Below are 18,451 nucleotides of genomic sequence, written 5' to 3'. Positions count from 1 at the left end.
GATGTTTCGCTTCGCTCAACATGACAAAAAGTCAATTCTGCGTAACTTCAGTATATAATATAAAAAAATCTATTTAAAACGCAAGACTTTTCAATTTTATCGTTATTTAAAAAAAACATTCTAAATACAACGGTTTTAAGCGTGTGTTAAAGACGTAACTGTTTCAATATGGAAAGTTTGTGGGAACATATCGACCGGTTGAATGGCTTCAAGAATATAGCCAAGTTCAATCAGCATTTTTATGTCGCGGGCTTGTGTTGTTGGATTACAACTCACATAAACTATCCGTTTTGATTTAAGAGCCGCAATTTCGGTTACAACTTTTGGATGCATGCCGCTACGAGGCGGGTCGAGAATAATTACATCAGGTTTAGAATGATGATTTAGCCATTCAGTTTCCTTTGTTAATTTTTCTTTCAGGTCGCCCTGTATGAAATGGCAATTATTAATTTGGTTAAGTTCGGCATTTAACTTTGCATCTTGAATTGCACTTTCAACTACCTCGATTCCGACAACCTCTGAGGCGGAATCAGAAATATACAGTGCTATAGAACCTGTACCGCTGTAAAGATCATAAACAACCTCATCACCCTTCAATGAAGCATATTCCTTAACAACCGAATAAAGCCGCTCCGCTTGTTTCGAGTTAGTTTGAAAAAATGAATTCGCTGAAATGCGGAATTTATAGCCACCCAATTTTTCGTATATGAATCCGCCCCCGTAATAAACTCTTTCAGTTTCTCCCACAGCAACCATCGATTTCCGACTTGTAACATTATTCACAACGGTTGTTACTTCGTGAACATTTTGGGTTAGCAGCTCCGTATATTTTTTCATAATACTCGGTTTATCGTATGTAGTAACGAGGTTAACCATTATTTCACCGGTTGCCTCACTCGTCCGAATCACCAAGTGTCGTAAATAGCCTTCATGAGTATTTGTAGTATAAATCGTAAGTGCGTTTTCACGAACAAACTCCCTTGTAAAATTTATTATTTTATTAGTCTGTTCCTTTTGCAACCAGCATTCATCAATATCCAAAACTTTATCGAACACTTTAGGAATGTGCAGCCCCAACCCGAATGTTTTTTCTATTTCAGTTCCCGAATCTATCTCTTCTCTAGTAAGCCATTTTTGATTCGAAAAAGTAAACTCCATCTTGTTCCGGTAAAAATAATCGTCGCCGGAGCCGATTACCGGTAAAACATTCGGATTTTTGATGCCGCCGATTCTTTCGAACGCATCCACGACGTTTTTGTATTTAAACACTAACTGGGATTTGTAATCGAGATATTGAAGTTTGCATCCTCCGCAAGTACCGAAATACTCGCATCTTGGCTGAACGCGATATTGGGAAGGTTCGAGAATTTCAATTACACGTACATTGCTGTATGTTTTTTTTGATCTGACCTCAACACATCTCACGACATCACCCGGTACACCACCAGCAACGAAAAAAACTTTCCCATCGGAACGTGCTACACCTTTACCTTCGGATGATAACGAATCGATTTTTAAAATTATTTCATTTTGATTTTGCATAAAAAATAAAACCACGAATAACGAGGTTATCCGTGGCGGATAAAATGTTGGTGTTTGAGTTAACTAGTTAGTTCACGTTCTTTAAAATTTCTAATAGGTATTTCCAAAATTTTTCAACAGTGTCTATATATATCTTTTCATCTGGAGAGTGAACTGCTTCGAGAGTAGGTCCCATCGATATCATATCCATACCGGGAAATTTTTCGCCGATAATTCCGCACTCTAAACCTGCGTGGATAGCTTTAATATGAGGTTCATTACCGTAAAGATTTTTATAAGCACTTTTGGCGGTAATTAAAATTTTTGAATTCATATTCGGTTTCCAACCAGGATAACCGTCCGAATGTTCCACGTTTGCTCCTGCTAACAGCATAGAAGAACGGACTTGGCTCACAATATCCATTTTAGAACTTTCGATCGAACTTCTCTGACTCGTGCTAATTGTTATAGCTTTATCCGTGGTGTTTACAATTGCAAGGTTCGTTGAGGTTTCGACCAAATCTTTTATCTCCTGACTCATCGCAATTACACCGTGAGGTAAAGCGTACAGCAAGTTTAACAAACGATCGGTGAAATTCTTTGTAAACACTTTACTTACAGCATCCGATTTTGCCACTTTAACAGTTACCCCTTTATCCACGACACTGTACTCAGATTTAAATATGGAATCGAAATTCCGGACGGATGTTTCAACTTCCGGAACCTTATCGGAAGGAACAAGTATTGTAACTTCGCCCTCTCGTGGGATTGCATTTCGTTTATTTCCCGATTCAAATTTCGCAATGTAAATACCGATTTTATTATGTAAATTCCAGAGGATACGATTCAATAATTTGATCGCATTACCACGCCCGGTTTGAATATCTAAACCGGAATGCCCGCCGCGAAGACCCGATAAAGTAACTTGCAACGGTACATAACCTGCCGGTACATCTTCCCATTCAATAGGAAGTGTAGCTAATGAATCCTTACCGCCGGAACATCCGACGTAAAGTGCGCCTTCCTCCTCCGAATCTAAATTGATCATTATTTTGCCGTTTAGAAAATCGCCCTTTAAATTTTGCGCCCCCGTTAAACCCGTTTCTTCATCAACTGTGAATAAAAATTCGAGCGGACCGTGAACGAGTGTTTTATCCGCCATTATCGCAAGCGATATTGCTACTCCGATTCCGTTATCGGCACCTAATGTTGTTCCGTTTGCTTTTAGAACATTTCCATCTCGAACTAACTCTATGGAGTCTTTCTCAAAATCGTGTACTTTATCTTTGTTCTTTTCGCAAACCATATCGAGATGACCTTGTAGAATTACTGTGGGGGCATTTTCTTTCCCGGCTGTTCCTGCTTTAAAAACTGCTACGTTACCGAAGCTGTCTTTTTTTGCAGACAAGCCAAGTTTGCTTGCGGTTTGCAGCATATATTCAATTATTGCTGTTTCGTTTTTGGACCCGTGGGGGATCTGACATATTTCAGCAAAGTATTTCCAGACTAATTCTGGTTTTAATCCTTGTATTGCCGTTGACATTTAAATCTCCTATCTATTTAATTAATATTCCATCTTTAATAAAAAATTGTAATTTGCGATTTATGATTTCGTATTTTTGTTTCAGAAAGTTATTTGTTGAACGTTACACAATCACCACGATACAAGTGCTGGATGAACTTTGCGACTCTCTCGACAGCCGGTTCGGCTTCGGCGCCATATTTTTGCCGAAGCCGTTCCGCTATCTCGTTTACGGTTGTACGTCCATCGCATTGTCTCCATACAAAACTGCCATACTTGTCCAACTTAACTTTATAAAATTTCCTTTTAATGTATGGTTGAAGATATTTACCAAGAAATTTATCTCTGAATTTGGGAATTAATAGTGTAACTTTTTCATCTTCCTGAACTTCATATTCGAACATCCGAATTGGTATTAAGTCAAGAATATTTAATTTATCAAATTCCGATTTTTTCTTATTAAACATCTTCATCCTAAAAAATTACATTACTGCTGAAGGCGGAGCCGGTTCATCCGGTTTGCCTGCATTTTTCAGTGGTATTTGGATAAGTATCCAAGCGATGATGGCAAAGATTACCAAACTCGTGAAGAAAGATGGCTGAGCAAAAATTGCTAACAACGGAATTTCACCAAACGCCAGAGCCGCGAACAAAAGCCCGATTAAAGCTTCGCCGGCAATCAGACCAGCAGCGAGTAATACACCTGTATTTTCTATGCGAGCTTTTTGTGCATCGTTATGTTGCCGTTTCAAATTGAATCTCTCAACTACACCTTTAATTAAACCGCCTATAAAAATAGCAAAAGTGGTTTCAAGAGGAAGATACATTCCGACTGAAACTAACATTGGACTCTTTACTTGCATCAGGATAAAGGCAAAGCCCATCAACATACCAACAATAATTAGGGGCCAAGCCATTTGTCCACCAACAATACCTTGAGAAAGTAAAGCCATCAAACTTGCTTGCGGTGCAGGCAAGTTTTTACCGCCGAAACCTGTACCGCCCATATTTATATCGCCTTGATGCAGAACAACGAGCGGGATAAACATTACAATACCTGCTAATGCAACACCAAATAAATCTCCAACTTGCATCTTCCATGGTGTTCCTCCTAAAATATGACCGACTTTTAAATCCTGCAACATTTCGCCAGCAACTGCTGCAGCTACGCAAACAACAGCCGCAACACCAAGCACCGCGGCTACTCCTGTGCTACCGGTCATTCCTAATAAAACCATCAACAATGCAGCAACAAGTAAAGTCGATAATGTTAATCCGCTAATGGGATTGTTACTCGAACCGATAATACCCACTAAATAACCTGAGACAGCCGCAAAGAAGAAACCTGCGATTATCATCACAACTGTAGCTACCAAAGCAGCAACAATATCTTGAGCAAAATAGTTATAAATGAAAAATGTAGCAACGGAAGCTATGGCGATGCCAATCATAATCCATTTGAAATTTAAATCTTGTTCTGTTCTTACAGTTGTGTGACCGCCACTCGCGGCTTTCCTAACATCGCCAACCGATCTTTTAATTCCGGTAATTAAACTTTTTCTCATCCGGAATAATGTAAAACCTGCACCAACCAACATACCACCGATTGCGATCGGGCGAACGATAAACTTCCAAATATTCACAGCGGCTGCCATCCAGGTTTCATCAGTAACGACAGTTCCATCAGGAAATAAAGTCGGGGATAAAAAGTACATTATGATTGGAACAAAAAGACCCCATGCGAGTAATCCGCCGCTGAAGTTTAGAGATGCGAGTTTAGGACCGATTATATAACCGACGCCGATATAAGCGGGGCTTACACCGGGGGAGCTTAACAGGATACCACCTTGAGCGGTTGCTGTACCGGTCGCTTTTAGTCCGATTGTTGTTTGAGAGAATGTAATAAATTTTTCCCAAGATGTGGCAAAGAATTTGAATTGACCTAAAGCTTGGATAAGTGCACCGATGCCCATTGCACCGAATAAAAATTTTGCACCGGTTCCGCCTGAACGTCCCGCCTTATGAATTTCGCCGGCAGCAACTGATTCCGGAAAAGGCAGCTCAACATCTTCGACCATCACACGTCGTAATAATGCAACGAACATTATACCTAACACACCGCCAGCAATCATAATTGCCGTTGATTCGAGGTAATGCCCTGTTGTAGCGAAATCGGGCCAGATACCAGCGATATAAAAAGCTGGAATTGTAAAAATAGCTCCTGCGGCAACTGATTCGCCTATCGAACCGACAGTACGAGCGAAATTTTCTTCAAGTATCGACCCTTTAAAAATTCTTAACAAAGCCATTCCTATAACGGCGGCAGGATATGTGGCTGCTATAGTCATACCTGCTTTTAAGCCCAAATAGGCATTGGCTGCTCCTAATACTACACTTAATATAAGTCCGATTATCAACGCCTTTAGTGTAAATTCTTTCATATCGGTTGTAATCGGAACATAAGGTTGGTATCTTGGACCCGAACCTTTGGCTGTTACATCTGCCATAAGTTTTTCTCCTTAAATGATTTTTAATTTAGTTAATTAATTTTATTACTTGTGAACAAACTCTTGAATACATAACCGGCTATTTGCGGGTTTTCTTTGAACCTTCTTATTGAATATTTATACCAATGATGTCCATAAGGGACATAAACCCGCAACCGATGCCCTGCTCGTACAATCTGTGAACGTAATTCCGGGCGGACACCTAACAACATCTGAAACTCATACTCGTTTTTTTCTAATTTCAAATCTGAAATTAACTTGTATGCAGAATCAACTAATTCTTCATCGTGTGTTGCAATGCCTACGTAAGCTTTTCGCTCGAGCATCGTTTTTAAAATTTTGTTGAAATTATTATTTATCTCTTCTTTCTTTTTGAAAACGATCGCGACAGGTTCAACGTATATGCCTTTGCACAAACGGAAATTCATAAACCCACGGTCCATCAATTTCACAGCATCCGTTTCTGTGCGATGCAAGTATGCCTGTAAAACTATTCCGACATTCTTAAACTCTTGCCTAACATTAATATAAATATCAATCGTATCATCGGTACAACTCGAATCTTCCATATCAATGCGTACAAAATTATTAAACTCGTTAGCTGTTCGAACAATTTTCCGTACATTTTCGAGACAATAATTTTTATCGAGCTGTAAACCTAATTGAGTGAGTTTGATTGATAAATTCGAATTAAGTTTTTCATCACTAATAATTTTTAGGGTTTGGAGAGCAGCTTGAGTTGCACTATCGGCTTCATCTTTTTTTGTTATCGACTCGCCAAGCACATCCATGGTTGCGACCATATTAAGTCTATTGAAGCTTTTTACGGTCTTCACAGCGTCGCTCAATTCTTCACCCGCGATATAACGGTTGGCAAAAAAACGGACAAGTGGGCGTGGAATGGCAGGAATTGTTGCTACAATCAGCTTATTTAGTAAATGCATTGTTCTTTAAAATAGGATTAGTAATTAGTTTTCCAAAAAACCTTCGTCAATATAGGCAAGAAGTTTTAAAAAATCAAGGAAAAAAGTCGATTTTGTAAATATTTATTTATCCAAAAATTAGGTTCACAAGCCAAACTGACATTAAGAGACCTACCATATCTGCAATAATGCCTGCCGGAACTGCATGACGTGTTCGATATACACTCACAGAACCGAAATAAACTGCCAATACATAAAACGTCGTCTCGCCGCTGCCCATCATCACTGATACCATTCTGCCTATCAGAGAGTCGGCACCGTGTGTATTTATTGTCTCGCTCATCACTCCCAAAGCACCCGAGCCGGAAAGTGGACGCATAATAGCCATCGGCAAAGCTTCAGCAGGCATACCTATTAAATTTGTAATTGGAGAAATGATTAAAGCTAAAAAATCCATCGCTCCGCTCGCACGAAATATTCCGATCGCAACCAACATAGCCACGAGGTATGGAATTATTCGCACACCGACGTTGAAACCTTCCTTCGCACCTTCGACAAATACTTCATAGATTTTTACTTTCTTGACAGCGCCGTATATAACGATGGATAATATTAACGACGGTATTGCCACTACTGATAGTGTTTGAATTATATTTATGACTGCTTGCATTTTAAATCCTGAACTTTGAACGTTAAGTTATGGAATTTTTGAAAAATCCGAATCATTTATTCGGTTCCAATTGCTTTCTAAATATTTTTAACCCCGCCAACAATTTCACCACCGTAATACCAACAATTGTACTCACTGTAGTTGCCACTATTACAGCGCCTATAATTTCTGTTGGATTAGAAGAGCCGCTCGCCGCCCGAATTGCGATGACAGTTGCAGGTATTAGCTGAACATTACTTGTATTGATAACGAGGAAGGTGCACATTGCATCGGTTGCAGTTCCTAATTTTTTATTGAGCTTGTTGAGTTCCTCCATAGCTTTTAGTCCGAGAGGTGTAGCCGCATTAGCCAAACCTAATATGTTAGCTGATATATTCATGATCATCGCTCCCATTGCAGGATGTTCGGGCGGAACATCCGGGAATAAACGAGTTGTGATTGGTTTCAGAAAACCGGCAATTTTTGTGATTAATCCGGATGCTTCGGCAATTTTCATCACTCCTAACCAGAGAGCCATAATACCTATTAATCCAATTGCCAACTCGACTGCCGTCTTAGCATATTTGACTATACCGTCGTTAGTAACAGAATTAAGCTTAACAAATTTTACCGGAGCGAAAGAAAGTGTAGCTTTAAAATTGAGCGTATCGGCTTTATCCCTTCTTACACTGGCAAGTAAGTAATCCTTTTTATTTTGTGCGGCAAATATTGCGCGCCACAGCGGAGGTGTATGTTCATCCAAGAATATATGGACCACACCAGAATGATCATCAGCCATAATTAAATTTGCACGTTGAATTATTTCACGCTCCTCTGAATAAATCAATGAGCAAGAGTAGGCGCGTGATTTTTGTAACGGTTCACCTGTATTGTCGGAAATTTTAATTGCAATATTAAATTCTTTTCCATTCTGATATTTATCATTTGCAATATCGCGCCAATCGCCCACAACAGCTACAAATATCCCAATTACAATTAATGAAAGCCAAATATAGTTGAGCATCTTATTCCTCGATTATATCAGTGTTTAACAATTTTGAGAAATATACTTAATTCTTTTTAAAATAGAAAAGCCGACTTAGAATTTAAACATGTCGGCTTTTTAATAATTTATGCACTAACATCATTCGATATGTTCACTTGATTAGCAGCATCTGCTTTACATCTATAAATGTTTGTTTCACCGGTGAGTTTTAATCGGTTGCTGACAACCGGAAATAATAAATTCCGCTCGGTATCTTGCTCGCGTCGAAAGTTACTTTATATTTGCCTGCGGCATTAACCTCATTTATCAAAACAGCAATTTCCTCGCCTAATACATTGTGAACTTTTAGCCTTGTGTAACTCAACTGTGGTATTTGATATTCGATTTGCGTTTCTGATTTGAAGGGATTCGGATAATTTTGATGAAGAACATAAGTTGACGGATAATTATTTACAATTACCGGCGAGCCTAATGCTAATATATCATCATCAGCATCATCAATATGACTTGTTCGAGAACAAGTAGAAGTATAATGTCGGTCATTTCTGTAAATAGTATAGACCAAATATTCTTCTCCTATTGAAAATGGATAACCACAAGATATACCATGAATTGCTGTATACACATCGACAATATCCGTAGTTATCCCTTTCCATGAACTGGTCACTGAAAATTTCACCCGATAAGTTAAAAAAATAGTTGTAATATTTTTCATTTTCACAACCCCTTTCGTATTTTATAATAATTGTTACTGTTAAAAATATACTAAAATCTTAATAAAATGCAAAGCCGGTCTATCTTTCGATAAACCGGCTTTTATTATCAAATAATCTATCTAACTATATACTTTACTTAGTTAGGATCATCTTCTTAACAGCCGTAAACTCGGGTGATGTTAATTTGTATATATATACGCCGGTAGAAAATCCTGAACCATCGAATGGAACCTCGTGTCGCCCGACTCCATAATTTTTATTGATGATTAAATCTTTTACTTTTTGTCCCAATAAATTAAAAACCGTTAGACTAATATTCGTTGACTTAGGAATATCGAAGGATATCTTGGTTGTCGGGTTGAACGGATTAGGATAGTTACCATTTAACGAATATTTAACCGGTAATACGTTAGGTTCACTAACATTTACCTGTATTGTTACATCTGATACGAGCACCGGGCTTAGTTGGTATCCAGCTGCCGGATCGGTAGAATGAAACTGTCCCAACACACCAGTAAATATACATTTTGCTGCCGGGATCGGTGTACCATCAATATCAGAATCGGCGGCACTTGGAGTACGTAAAACAACTGGGCTGGTTGGGCTCGACAAGTCTGTGATATTATAATTTTTCGCGGCAACGAAATTTAAATCACCGGCGGGATCGATAATCATATCAGTTACTTTGATAAGTTCGCTTTCGTATTGTTCACCATTAGCAGCAATTTCAGCAAGAGTTACGAGTTGTGGGATTGGCAGTGGATTATCACGCGAAAGTCGTTCCCAACTTAATAAATCAGCTTCGTTGATTTGTTTTAAAAATCTGAACTCAGAAGTTTTCCCCGTAACTCTTATTTTATCGCCTGACCTTAAAGCACCTGACGCAAGATCGTCAAAAAAAGTACCGCTCGTTTTACGAACCACGATACCGGCAGTTGCATCTTGTATGCGTGTGAATGCTCCCATACCACGCGTAATAACACCTTCAATAATTACTTCAGATGTGTTTGGTAATGCACGAGCTTGGGCTATTGAATTTATACCTGTGCCGCTAACTGAAACTGAATCACGACCTGTGGGACCATCATGTAAAAATACGATATAACCAGATTTTAATCCTCCAGTAGTAGGTGCAAAAGTTATAGCAAATTTTTGGATTCCGGTGGGACTAATAATAGCACTTGTTGGAAGTACGCTAAATTGGTTATTTGTGGGATATACGGAAGTGATATTCAAATTTCCGCTACCCAGATTTGTAACTGTAACACTATCCGTCCATGTAGATTCTACATATACACTACCAAAATTTAATTCGGTTGGAGTTACTGTAACACTATCGGACCAGATAGATTCTACATAACCATTACCAGAATTTAGATCGGTTGGAAATATTAAAACTTGAGCAGTTAATATTGTACTAAAAATTAACAATAAAATTACGAATGCTACAAAAGTAATTGCGATTTGCTTCATTTTTTTTCCTTTCTTTTTTTGTTGAGATATATGTACAGCTAACTGCGACAATATAATGCTTTATTTCGTTATTGTCAACTATTACTTTAAAATCAAAAAAATATCCTTAATTTGAAGCCAGAATAATGATTAGCTAAATTATCATCAACGCTAAACTCAAACAAGCTTGCATCAACATAAGCATCTAAGATATTTACTACATATAAAATACCTAAATACCATGCAAACTTATCTCGCTCGCTTCTATAAAAATCGCGGTCAGTTCGATACTGGTAATTTCCGGAAGGTGGGAGTTTGATTAAACTTTCTGAATAAAGGTTTTTAAAATTTTTATACTCCCTATTTAGACCTACCCATTCGTAACCCCAATAACCGGCTAAACCGAGAATCACCGGTATCTTCCAGTACGATTCGTTGTAAAGTTGTCCGGCACCGGGCAAACCGGCTGACAGTAGCATTGCAATAGTGGGTGATTTTGTTTTGGTGGTTTTGAATACCTCACCTTGACTCATTCGTTCGGAAACGACTCGCAACGAATCATCTTTTAATCTCAAGTCGTTAAACAAGCTTGGTTGTGCATCAACACCGATAACGAGAAATAATAAAAATAAAATACAGCCAAATATTTTGGGTTGAAACATAAATCGTATTTTACTTATTTATCCGTTCACGACTAATGCAACTGCTTCGATTTCCACTTTCACATCTCGTGGTAGTCGCGATACTTGTACTGTTGTTCTGGCAGGTGGAGATTCCGAAAAAAATTCTCCGTAAACTTCATTCATTCCGGCAAACTCGTTCATATCTGTTAGATAGACGGTAGTTTTCAGAACCGATTGCAGAGTTGCTCCACTCGCTTCCAAAATTGCTGCTAAGTTTTTTAATACCTGATTGGTTTGTGCTTTTATATCGCCGGCAACAATTTGTCCCGATGCTGGATCAATCGGTATCTGCCCTGCTGTAAATAGAAAACAACCTGAACCAATGATTGCCTGGCTGTACGGACCAATAGGCGCGGGGGCATTTTCAGTATAAATTTTTTTTCTCATTTTTTAATTTCCTTTCATTACCATCATTATTTCAATTAAACGATCTAAATCGTCGTTTGAATAATACTCAATCAGTATTTCACCTTTTCCATCTGCACGATGATGCAATTTTACTTTTGTTCCAAATATATGCCGAAGCTTCTGTTCAATATTAGAGAATGGCGAATCAGTAACAAATTCAGCTATTTTAGATTCAGTTTCGGGCTTTTTATTAATATCGCGGACTAATTTTTCCACCTGGCGGACGTTCAAATCGTTCTTGATAATCTTATGGAACAATTTCATCTGGATCTTCTCGTCGGGCAAATTCACTAACATACGTGCGTGTCCCGCCGAAATTTGTCCCTTTCTGAGCGAAATCTGAACTTCATCAGGCAGCCGCAACAGCCTGATAAAATTAATTACTGTAGTCCTGTCTTTCGCGATTCTCTTTGCAACTTCTTCGTAAGTGAGATTACAATCTGTGATTAAACGTTGATAAGAAATTGCAATTTCAATAGCATTAAGATGTTCGCGCTGGAGATTTTCGACGAGGGCTAACTCCAACATATCTTCATCGGTTTTAACATCAATTATGTAAGCCGGAATTTGCATAATGCCTGCATCAGTCGAAGCTCTCACTCTTCGTTCACCGGCAATCAACTCGAAGTATCCGTCTTTCCGGCGCACCGTTATCGGTTGGATAATTCCTTTTTCGATAATCGATTTCTTTAATTCATCAAGTGCTTGCACATCAAAATCGGCACGAGGTTGAAACGGATTCGGTTTTATTTTATCAACATCTATTAAAATTATCCCTTCAGTTTCACGAGTTACCGTTTGAACTATTACTTCTCTTTCAACTACCGCTGGTGTTTCTTCATCTGTTGCTGATGGACGGATTAATGCAGCAAGCCCTTTTCCGAGCCCACCTTTAATTTTCGACATCTTTATTTACCTGTTCTTTTTGAAAATGATTGTTTCTCAATAAAAATTCTTGTGCTAAATTCATATAATTTTTCGACCCGCTCGATAAAGCATCGTATAACAAAATCGGTTTACCGTAGCTCGGAGCTTCGCTCAAGCGAACATTTCGGTTCACAATTGTTTGATAAACTTTGTTGCCAAAATATTTTTTAACCTCTTCAACAATTTGATTCGAAAGACGCAATCTTCCATCGAACATAGTCATCAGAACACCTTCAATCTCCAACTTTTGATTCAGGTTTTTCTTTACAATGTTGATTGTATTCAATAATTGAGTCAGCCCTTCAAGTGCATAATACTCGCATTGCACCGGTATTAAAACTGAATCGGCAGCAACAAGTGAATTCAATGTTATCAATCCTAACGACGGCGGACAGTCGATAAAAATATAACTATACTTATCTTTGATACTATCTACAACATTCGCAAGCAATTTTTCACGATTCTCAATTTCTACCATTTCGATTTCTGCACCAACCAAATTTATGCTCGAAGGCAAAAGCGAAAGAAACGGCATACTTGTTTGCTGTATTGCCTCGAACGGATTTACACCGTCGATTAATACATCGTAAATATTTTTCCCGCCGCTTCGGGCATCAAATCCTAATCCCGAAGTAGCATTAGCTTGCGGATCGTTATCTATTATCAGAACCGGAACTTCAGCCGCTGCTACACATGCTGCTAAATTTATTGTAGTAGTTGTTTTACCAACTCCACCCTTTTGATTTGCTACTGTTACTACTTTACTCAACTCGTTATCTCAATCTTAAAATTCAACTGTTTCACCAAAATTAAAAACTTTTCCATTAAATCCGTTAGCTTTTACCTTTGCAATAAAAACATTCGGGTCGGCTTCAATCACAGGAAAAGTATTGTAATGCATCGGTACTACAAATTTAGGATTTACCAATTCAACTGCTTTCACCGCATCATCAATTCCCATCGTGAAGTTGTCGCCAATTGGAAGAAGCAAAATATCCACAGGGTTCATCTCGCCAATCAATTTCATATCCGAAAATAATCCTGTATCGCCTGTGTGATAAACCGTTTTACCCCCCATTGTAACCAAAACACCTGAAGGTTCTCCCGTGTAAGTTCCTTCGCCAGAAGAAGAGCCGTGATGGGCGATTGTAAATTTCACACGACCGAATGGAAAATTAAATCCACCGCCTATGTGCATGTTGTGGGCTTTGGCGCCTTTGCTTGCGACATAATTTGCTAACTCATTCACCGCAATAATAGTTGCATCGCACCTTTTCGATATACCAATTGCATCGCCAAGGTGGTCGCCGTGTCCGTGGGTTACTACAATGTAATTTACATTCACATCCTTTTCTTTGATTGGAGAAAGCGGATTCCCTTCAATAAAAGGATCGATAATCAATTTAGTTTTTCCATCATCCAATAAAAAAACCGAATGACCGTAATATGTAATTTTCAACATATAACCTCCGTTGTTATGAAAAATTTGTTTGATAAAGCACGTTCAAATATAAATGATTTTTATAAGGATTGCAACGAGGAATTGGAGATTGCTAAATTCGGTGGACGACTCGACTCGTCGAGAATTCGGAATTCGGTTTTTGTGAAAATTATCCGACTTTCGACTTTTATAATATGAAACTCTCTTAAACTAACTTCGTAGAATATCCAAAATTGAAATATTCCAATTTTTTTCTTATAATTCTATCGCCTCTTGAGGCTCAATGGACTTGTTTGTTGTTGAGTCCATTTATCATTTAAGCAAAACAAAAATTAATACAGGAGTTTTGATGACAGACATAAAAACATTGAACGAAAAAATTCAAAAAGAAAGCGCCTTCGTCGATTTGTTGACGATGGAAATCGGTAAGGTAATAGTCGGACAGAAATATATGGTCGAACGATTGCTTATTGGCTTACTATCGAACGGGCATATTCTTTTGGAAGGTGTGCCGGGTTTGGCAAAAACGCTCGCTATAAAAACTCTGGCGGCAACGATACAGTCAAAATTTCAGAGAATCCAATTTACACCCGACCTGCTTCCGGCAGATTTAATCGGAACAATGATTTATAGTCAGCGGAAAGAAGAGTTCGCAGTAAAGAAAGGACCCATCTTTGCTAATTTTATTTTGGCAGATGAAATTAACCGCGCACCTGCAAAAGTTCAAAGCGCCCTGCTCGAAGCGATGCAAGAAAGGCAAGTTACAATTGGCGAGGAGACATTTCAGCTCGATGAACCGTTTCTTGTTTTGGCAACCCAAAACCCGATTGAGCAAGAAGGAACTTATCCGCTGCCCGAAGCACAAGTCGATCGTTTTATGTTAAAGATTAAAATTGTTTATCCAAATCGTGATGAAGAACGATTGATTATGCGGCAAAACATTACCGACTCACTCCCGAAAGCAAAAGCAGTGGTAAACCCGGCTGACATATTGAAGGCGCGGAATGTTGTTCAAGAAGTTTATATGGATGAAAAGATTGAGAAATATATTTTAGATATAGTTTTCGCAACCCGCGAACCCAAAAATTTTAAACTCGAAAAGTTAGCTCAACTTATCAGTTATGGCGGTTCGCCCCGTGCGACAATTAACCTTGCATTAGCAGCAAAAGCATTTGCATTCATCAAGCGCCGCGGATACGTTATACCCGAAGACGTGCGTGCAGTATGCCACGATGTCCTCCGCCACCGTATCGCTGTTACTTATGAAGCTGAAGCAGAAAATGTGAACTCCGAAGATATTGTGAGTGAGATTTTGAACACAGTCGAGGTACCTTAATAGTGTGAAGTGTCATTTGTCAATAGTCATTTGTATTTTCACTTAATTAATGATCAAATTAACTGGAGGCGAAAATGGCTAAATCAATTGATGAGTTAGAAGTTTATCAGATTGCAGCAGAATTATCAGATGATATTTGGAATATTTGTTCAGAATGGAATTGGTTTGATAGAAAAACAATAGGAATTCAATTAGTTAAAGCAGCTGATTCGATTAGCGCAAATATTGCTGAAGGCTATGGAAGATATTTTTATAAAGAAAATATACAATTCTGCTATTATTCCCGTGGCTCACTTTACGAAACACAACATTGGATACGTCGAGCATTTAAAAGAAATATTATTACTTCTGAACAAGAATTAAATTTAAATAAAATAATAAATACTCTTGCACCGAAATTGAACGCATACATAAATGCTATAAAAAAGGAATCTAATAAAGATAAATAAACTACCAATGACAATTGACTAATTACTAATGACTATCGAATGGAAACAACTGAGTTAATTAAAAAAGTTCGAAAAATCGAAATAAAAACCCGTGGTATCGCCAACCAAATTTTTTCTGGTGAATACCACAGCGTGTTCAAAGGACGCGGTATGGCTTTCAGCGAAGTGCGAGAATACCAGATTGGCGACGATATCCGTTCAATCGATTGGAATGTTACAGCCCGATTCAACCATCCGTATGTAAAAATTTTCGAAGAAGAACGTGAACTTACTGTAATGATTCTTGTTGATGTAAGCGGATCAGGCGAATTCGGAACTGCCGTCCAAATGAAAAAAGATCTAGGAATCGAACTTTGTGCAGTGCTTGCCTTCTCGGCAATTCAAAACAACGATAAAGTTGGAATCATTTTTTTCAGCGACATCATCGAGAAATTCATTCCACCCAAAAAGGGACGGACGCACATACTACGCATCATCCGTGAATTGCTCGATTTCCAACCACAGCACAAGAAAACTGACATCACGGAAGCTTTTCGTTACCTGCGAAGTGTTATTAAAAAACGAAGTATTGCATTTGTGATTTCTGATTTTATGGATAAGGGATTTGAGGATGCGCTTAAAATTGCAAATAAGAAACACGATGTAGTCGCAATAAATATTTTTGATAGGCGCGAACAAGAATTACCTGCAATCGGTTTGATGCGCCTTGCTGATGCCGAAAGCGGTAATGCAATTTGGGTAGATACTGCAAAAAAACAAGTTCGCGATAATTACAAAAAATGGCGCCAACAAAGAGAAGAATACTTAAAATCTATCTTCCGTAAAAGCGGTGTGGATAGCATTAACATACGAACCGATCAATCGTATATTCAACCTCTGATGAATTTTTTCAGGATTAGAGAAAAAAGATGGTAATTTCGGCCAATTCAAAATTAAAAATTCAAAAAGCAAAAAAGATTCTCATTTCTCATCGTTCACGGTTCTTTGCTCTTGGTTTCCTTCTCATAGCTTTTAGTTTCCCGCTCCTCGCTCAGGAAGTTCACGTATCAGCACGGGTTGATTCTAATAATATATTAATCGGCGATTGGCTAAAACTTCATATCGAATTAGAATATCCACCCGATGCAAAAATTTCTTATCCCGCAATTTTAGATTCACTCGAAGGATTGGAGTTAATCGAACGCACTCAACCTGCAATTACAAAATCTGAAATTAAAATAATCGAGAAAACTGTTTTAATAATTTCAGCTTACGATACGGGGACATTTGTAATTCCCTCTTTGGATTTCGGATACATTTTAAAAAACGATACAAGTCCGCTCTTCGCATCAACTTTTCCGATTCCAATTTTTGTTCATAGTGTTGGAGTTGACCAAGCACAAGAGATAAAAGATATCAAACCGCCATTGAGTGTGCCGATAACATTTGCTGAAATACTTCCTTATCTATTTGGATTAATAGTCGCTATTCTCATTAGCTTTTTTATATTTTATTTCATCAAAAAGCGGCAACAGAAAAACATTTGGAAAATTTTCAGTGAACCAAAACGTTCCGCACACGAAATTGCGATCGACGCACTCAAGTCGCTGGAAGCCGAAAAACTTTGGCAGCGCGGCGAAGTTAAACTCTACCATAGCAAACTAACTGATATAGTTCGAACATACATCGAAGACCGTTTCAATATCAAAGCGATGGAATCCACAACCGATGAAATATTAGCCGACTTCATTCATCATTCAGAATTTAACGGAGAATTACAAACGGTATTAAAAAAGATGCTCACACTTGCCGACTTCGTTAAATTTGCGAAACAGCAACCGCTACCCGATGAAAACGATTTAAGTATCAGACAAGCATTTGAATTCGTAGAAAAAACTATTCCTCTTAAATCGAAGGAGGAAAAAGTATGAACAATATAACCTTCGCATCGGCTTACTTTTTCTATTTACTCTTTTTGATTCCATTATTCATTTATTGGTATTGGAAACGTAACCGTCAACAATATGTTGAAATGCAAGTTTCTACGTTAGAAAGTTTCCAGACGGCGCCGCGTTCTTGGCGACAGAGGTTTCGGCATATCCTTTTTGCATTCAGAATTTTCGCATTCATTTTGTTAGTAATCGCTCTTGCCCGTCCGCAATCATCAACCCGAAGCGAAAATGTTACTACTGAAGGTATCGATATTGTACTTTCAACCGATATATCGGGGAGTATGTTAGCTGAGGACTTGCGACCCAATCGTATAGATGCGGCAAAACAAGTGGCACTCGATTTTATCGACAACAGAGAGAACGATCGAATCGGTCTTGTTATTTTTGCCGGCGAAAGTTTTACTCAATGCCCGCTAACAACCGACCGCGCTGTCGTAAAAAATTTATTGAAAGATGTTAAAAGTGGTATGATTGAAGATGGAACCGCAATCGGAATGGGCATTGCAACATCGGTGAGCAGGTTAAAAGAAAGTAAAGCTAAAAGCAAAATTATTATTTTGTTAACTGATGGAATCAACAATCGTGGTTTCATCGATCCGCTCACTGCGGCAGAAATTGCCCAGCGGTTTGAAATCCGTATTTACTCTATCGGCGTTGGAACAATCGGACTTGCACCTTACCCGGTTCAAACTCCATTCGGAACTCAATACCAAAACGTTCCCGTTCAGATAGATGAAGAATTGATGAAAAAGATTTCCGAGATGACCGGTGGTAAATATTTTCGTGCAACCGACAATAAAAAACTGAAGGCGATTTATCAGGAAATTGATAAATTAGAAAAAACGAAAATTGAAGTAACTGAATTCAGACGTAAATCAGAACAATTCACGATGGCAGCATTGTTTGCAGGATTGTTTCTCCTGTTGGAAATATTATTCAGATACACGATATTCAGGATAAACCCGTGATTGATTTCGGAT

At 38.3% G+C, this 18,451-nt stretch carries 19 protein-coding genes; 5 read left to right on the top strand and 14 right to left on the bottom strand.

Annotated elements, in window-relative coordinates; translation table 11 throughout:
• Positions 1 to 135: 135 nt before the first annotated feature.
• From rlmD to QME58_03730, 14 genes are all read right to left on the bottom strand, one after another.
• Entirely contained in the window at positions 136 to 1,542 is a 1,407-nt protein-coding gene (gene rlmD, locus QME58_03795; protein MDI6802955.1) for a 23S rRNA (uracil(1939)-C(5))-methyltransferase RlmD, read from the bottom strand.
• Positions 1,543 to 1,609: 67 nt separating this feature from the next.
• Complete coding sequence (locus tag QME58_03790; protein ID MDI6802954.1) at positions 1,610 to 3,064, bottom strand: aminoacyl-histidine dipeptidase; 1,455 nt, start codon at positions 3,062 to 3,064, stop codon at positions 1,610 to 1,612.
• Between the two features lie 89 nt (positions 3,065 to 3,153).
• Entirely contained in the window at positions 3,154 to 3,510 is a 357-nt protein-coding gene (locus tag QME58_03785; protein MDI6802953.1) for a PqqD family protein, read from the bottom strand.
• Between the two features lie 15 nt (positions 3,511 to 3,525).
• A complete protein-coding gene (locus QME58_03780; protein MDI6802952.1) occupies positions 3,526 to 5,550 on the bottom strand; it encodes an oligopeptide transporter, OPT family in 2,025 nt (674 codons plus the stop codon).
• A 32-nt stretch (positions 5,551 to 5,582) separates the two neighbouring features.
• On the bottom strand, positions 5,583 to 6,494 hold the full coding sequence (locus QME58_03775; protein MDI6802951.1) for a proline dehydrogenase family protein: 912 nt from the start codon (positions 6,492 to 6,494) through the stop codon (positions 5,583 to 5,585).
• 106 nt (positions 6,495 to 6,600) lie between these two features.
• A complete protein-coding gene (locus QME58_03770) occupies positions 6,601 to 7,143 on the bottom strand; it encodes a spore maturation protein (protein MDI6802950.1) in 543 nt (180 codons plus the stop codon).
• A gap of 52 nt (positions 7,144 to 7,195) precedes the next feature.
• On the bottom strand, positions 7,196 to 8,146 hold the full coding sequence (locus tag QME58_03765) for a nucleoside recognition domain-containing protein (protein MDI6802949.1): 951 nt from the start codon (positions 8,144 to 8,146) through the stop codon (positions 7,196 to 7,198).
• 190 nt (positions 8,147 to 8,336) lie between these two features.
• Entirely contained in the window at positions 8,337 to 8,843 is a 507-nt protein-coding gene (locus tag QME58_03760; GenBank protein MDI6802948.1) for a T9SS type A sorting domain-containing protein, read from the bottom strand.
• Between the two features lie 133 nt (positions 8,844 to 8,976).
• Entirely contained in the window at positions 8,977 to 10,317 is a 1,341-nt protein-coding gene (locus tag QME58_03755) for a T9SS type A sorting domain-containing protein (GenBank protein MDI6802947.1), read from the bottom strand.
• Positions 10,318 to 10,409: 92 nt separating this feature from the next.
• On the bottom strand, positions 10,410 to 10,958 hold the full coding sequence (locus QME58_03750; GenBank protein ID MDI6802946.1) for a DUF5683 domain-containing protein: 549 nt from the start codon (positions 10,956 to 10,958) through the stop codon (positions 10,410 to 10,412).
• 18 nt (positions 10,959 to 10,976) lie between these two features.
• On the bottom strand, positions 10,977 to 11,366 hold the full coding sequence (locus tag QME58_03745) for a RidA family protein (protein MDI6802945.1): 390 nt from the start codon (positions 11,364 to 11,366) through the stop codon (positions 10,977 to 10,979).
• Positions 11,367 to 11,369: 3 nt separating this feature from the next.
• The gene (locus tag QME58_03740) at positions 11,370 to 12,293 is read right to left on the bottom strand and encodes a ParB/RepB/Spo0J family partition protein (protein MDI6802944.1); all 924 of its coding nucleotides are present in this window, start codon (positions 12,291 to 12,293) and stop codon (positions 11,370 to 11,372) included.
• Complete coding sequence (locus tag QME58_03735) at positions 12,280 to 13,083, bottom strand: AAA family ATPase (GenBank protein ID MDI6802943.1); 804 nt, start codon at positions 13,081 to 13,083, stop codon at positions 12,280 to 12,282. Before QME58_03735 ends, QME58_03740 begins: the two co-directional genes overlap by 14 nt.
• 15 nt (positions 13,084 to 13,098) lie before the next feature.
• Complete coding sequence (locus tag QME58_03730; protein MDI6802942.1) at positions 13,099 to 13,773, bottom strand: metal-dependent hydrolase; 675 nt, start codon at positions 13,771 to 13,773, stop codon at positions 13,099 to 13,101.
• Between the two features lie 331 nt (positions 13,774 to 14,104).
• On the opposite strand from QME58_03730, the gene QME58_03725 reads away from it, so the two are divergent.
• The 5 genes from QME58_03725 to QME58_03705 all read left to right on the top strand — a co-directional run bounded on the left by QME58_03725 (position 14,105) and on the right by QME58_03705 (position 18,439).
• The gene (locus QME58_03725) at positions 14,105 to 15,091 is read left to right on the top strand and encodes an AAA family ATPase (protein MDI6802941.1); all 987 of its coding nucleotides are present in this window, start codon (positions 14,105 to 14,107) and stop codon (positions 15,089 to 15,091) included.
• Between the two features lie 74 nt (positions 15,092 to 15,165).
• Positions 15,166 to 15,540 carry a four helix bundle protein gene (locus tag QME58_03720; protein ID MDI6802940.1) on the top strand — a complete coding sequence of 125 codons (375 nt, stop codon included), beginning with the start codon at positions 15,166 to 15,168 and terminating at the stop codon, positions 15,538 to 15,540.
• Positions 15,541 to 15,579: 39 nt separating this feature from the next.
• Positions 15,580 to 16,455: a DUF58 domain-containing protein gene (locus tag QME58_03715; GenBank protein ID MDI6802939.1), complete on the top strand. Its 876-nt coding sequence runs from the start codon at positions 15,580 to 15,582 to the stop codon at positions 16,453 to 16,455.
• Positions 16,449 to 17,450, top strand: coding sequence for a hypothetical protein (locus QME58_03710; GenBank protein ID MDI6802938.1), 1,002 nt, complete (start codon positions 16,449 to 16,451; stop codon positions 17,448 to 17,450). The genes QME58_03715 and QME58_03710 overlap by 7 nt, the downstream gene beginning before the upstream one ends.
• Positions 17,447 to 18,439, top strand: coding sequence for a VWA domain-containing protein (locus QME58_03705; protein ID MDI6802937.1), 993 nt, complete (start codon positions 17,447 to 17,449; stop codon positions 18,437 to 18,439). The genes QME58_03710 and QME58_03705 overlap by 4 nt, the downstream gene beginning before the upstream one ends.
• The last annotated feature ends 12 nt before the right edge of the window (positions 18,440 to 18,451 follow it).

This window comes from Bacteroidota bacterium (assembly GCA_030017895.1).
Taxonomy (GTDB): domain Bacteria; phylum Bacteroidota; class Ignavibacteria; order UBA10030; family BY39; genus JASEGV01.
The sequence above is the reverse complement of the archived record's forward strand: the minus strand, read 5'-3'. Positions and strand labels throughout refer to the sequence as shown.